The 2776-nt window shown below is 71.1% G+C and carries 3 protein-coding genes; all 3 read left to right on the top strand.

What is annotated here, in order from left to right; all coding sequences use genetic code 11:
- The coding region (atpH, locus tag VF468_19785) for an ATP synthase F1 subunit delta (GenBank protein HEX5880530.1) at window positions 1–326 on the top strand (326 nt) is incomplete at its 5' end.
- A gap of 36 nt (window positions 327–362) precedes the next feature.
- Window positions 363–2045: a F0F1 ATP synthase subunit alpha gene (atpA, locus tag VF468_19780; protein HEX5880529.1), complete on the top strand. Its 1683-nt coding sequence runs from the start codon at window positions 363–365 to the stop codon at window positions 2043–2045.
- A 3-nt stretch (window positions 2046–2048) separates the two neighbouring features.
- A partial coding sequence (gene atpG, locus VF468_19775) for an ATP synthase F1 subunit gamma (protein HEX5880528.1) occupies window positions 2049–2776 on the top strand: 728 nt, incomplete at its 3' end.

The following is a 2776-nucleotide window of genomic DNA, read 5'->3' as shown; positions in this document are numbered from 1 at the left end:
GGCGCACCGCCGCCCTGGCCGACCTGCTGGTCGAGCTGTACCAGGGCCACGACCTGGACACCGTCGCCAAGCAGTGGGCCGAGGCGGCGGCGGTCCGCCGCAACCGGGTGGTGGCCGAGGTCCGCAGCGCCGTCGAGCTCGACGGCCGCCGCCGGACCCGGCTGGCCGAGGCGCTGGCCCGCGTGATCGGCAGGCCGGTCGTGCTGCAGGTCACCGTGGACGAGGCTATTTTGGGCTCGGTGGTCGTCCGCGTCGGGGACGAGCTGTTCGACGGCAGCATCCGCAGCCGCCTCGAGCAGGCCCGCGAGGCCCTCGGGGTCGCCTAGGCAGGCCTGAGACGAAGAGAGCGAAAGGGCAAGACCATGACCGAACTTTCGATCAGGCCCGACGACATCGCCGAGGCCCTCCGCAAGCACGTCGAGACCTTCCGGCCCACGTTGACCCGGGAGGAGGTCGGGCGGGTCATCGAGACCGGGGACGGGATCGCCCGGGTCGAGGGGATGCCCTCGACCATGGCCCAGGAGCTGCTGGAGTTCCCCGGCGGCATGCTCGGCGTGGCCCTCAACCTGGACGTCCGCGAGATCGGCTGCGTGGTCTTCGGCGACGCCTCCGGCATCGAGGAGGGCGACGAGGTCAAGCACACCGGCCAGGTCCTGTCGGTGGCGGTCGGCGACGGCTTCCTCGGCCGGGTGGTCGACCCGCTCGGCCGCCCGCTGGACGGCCGGGGCGACATCGAGGCCGAGACCACCAGGGCCCTGGAGCTGCAGGCCCCGACGGTGGTCCAGCGCCAGCCGGTGAAGGAGCCGCTGGAGACCGGCATCAAGGCGATCGACGCCATGACCAACATCGGCCGGGGCCAGCGCGAGCTGGTCATCGGCGACCAGAAGACCGGCAAGAGCGCCGTCTGCCTGGACACCATCATCAACCAGCGCCAGCACTGGGGCACCGACAAGCAGGTCAAGTGCATCTATGTGGCCATCGGCCAGAAGGCCACCACCGTGCGCGAGTTCGTCGGCGCCCTGGAGGAGAACGGCGCCCTCGACTACACCGTGGTCGTCAGCGCCCCGGCCGACCTGCCGGCCTCCTTCAAGTACATCGCCCCCTACGCCGGCTCGGCCATGGGCCAGCACTGGATGTACAAGGGCGAGCACGTGCTGATCGTCTTCGACGACCTGTCCAAGCAGGCCGAGGCCTACCGTGAGATCTCCCTGCTGCTGCGCCGCCCGGCCGGTCGCGAGGCCTACCCGGGCGACGTCTTCTACCTCCACTCGCGGCTGCTGGAGCGCTGCGCCAAGCTCTCGGACGAGCTGGGCGGGGGCTCGCTGACCGGGCTGCCGATCATCGAGACCAAGGGCAACGACATCTCCGCCTACATCCCCACCAACGTCATCTCCATCACCGACGGCCAGATCTACCTGGAGCCCGACCTGTTCAACCAGGGCGTGCGGCCGGCCATCAACGTCGGCACCTCGGTGTCGCGGGTCGGCGGCAGCGCCCAGATCAAGGCCATGCGCAAGGTCGCCGGCACCCTGCGCATCGACCTGGCCCAGTACCGGGCCCTGGAGGCGTTCGCCCTGTTCGCCTCCGACCTCGACAAGGCGTCGCGGGACCAGCTGGAGCGGGGGGCCCGCATGGTCGAGCTGCTCAAGCAGGGCCAGTACGAGCCGGTCCCGGTCGAGAAGCAGGTCATCGCCATCTGGGCCGGGGGCAACGGCTACCTTGACGACATCCCGGTCGAGGACGTGCGCCGCTTCGAGGCCGAGCTGCTCGACTTCATGGACGCCAACCATCCCGACGTGGGCGAGCACATCCGCAACGAGGGCACGCTCCCCGACGAGGTCGAGGCCAAGCTGAAGGAGGCCGTGGAGGCGTTCAAGGGCCGCTTCCGGCCCTCGGGCGAGCGCCCGGCGCCCAAGGAGAAGGACGCCGACCCGATGGGGGAGGGCGAGGAGGGACAGGACTCGGTCAAGCGCTACCGGCGCAGCCCCGAGGAGTTCGAGGCCGAGGCCGGCCCGGCCGGCCGGGCCGACGCCCAGAGTCCCTGAGCCATGGCCGCCCAGCTCCGGGTCGTCCGCCGGCGGATCCGCACGGTCCAGTCGACCCAGAAGATCACCAGGGCCTTCGAGCTCATCTCGGCCTCGCGGGTGGTCCGCGCCCAGCAGCGGGTCGAGGCGTCGCGGCCCTACACCAACCAGATCACCCAGGCCCTGACCAGCGTGGCCACCACCGAGGTGACGATCTCCCACCCGCTGCTGGAACCGCGGGAGGAGGTCAAGGCGGCCGGCATCCTGGTGGTCACCTCCGACCGGGGCCTGGCCGGGCCCTACAACGCCAACGTGCTGCGGACCGCGGCCGAGCTGATGGCCCGGCTCCAGGCCGACGGGATCGAGCCCCGGCTGTACGTCGCCGGCCGCAAGGGCATCGGCTACTACCGGTTTCGGCGCCGGGAGCTGGTCGACAGCTGGAGCGGGGTGGCCGACCGGCCCGACTACGACGACGCCAAGCAGGTGGCCGACACCATGCTCGAGGCGTTCCTGGACCACGAGGTCGACGAGTTGCACATGGTCTACACCGACTACGTGTCGGCCGCGACCCAGCGGACCGAGGCCAGGCGCATCATCCCCCTGGTGGTCGAGGAGACCTCCGAGCGGCCGCCCGAGCCCATCCCCCTGTACATCTACGAGCCCAGCGCCCAGGCCGTGCTCGACGCCCTGCTGCCCCGGTACGTGCGGGCGCGGGTGTTCACGGCCATGCTGGAGGCGGCGGCCTCCGAGCA

The sequence above is a fragment of the Actinomycetota bacterium genome, assembly GCA_036280995.1.
In the GTDB taxonomy this organism is placed as follows: domain Bacteria; phylum Actinomycetota; class CALGFH01; order CALGFH01; family CALGFH01; genus CALGFH01.
Note: the sequence above shows the minus strand (reverse complement) of the source record. Positions and strands in the feature narration are given on the sequence as shown.

Coding starts and splice junctions, on each gene's coding strand:
- atpA (HEX5880529.1), top strand. CDS start 363: ATGACCGAACTTTCGATCAGGCCCGACGACATCGCCGAGGCCCTCCGC.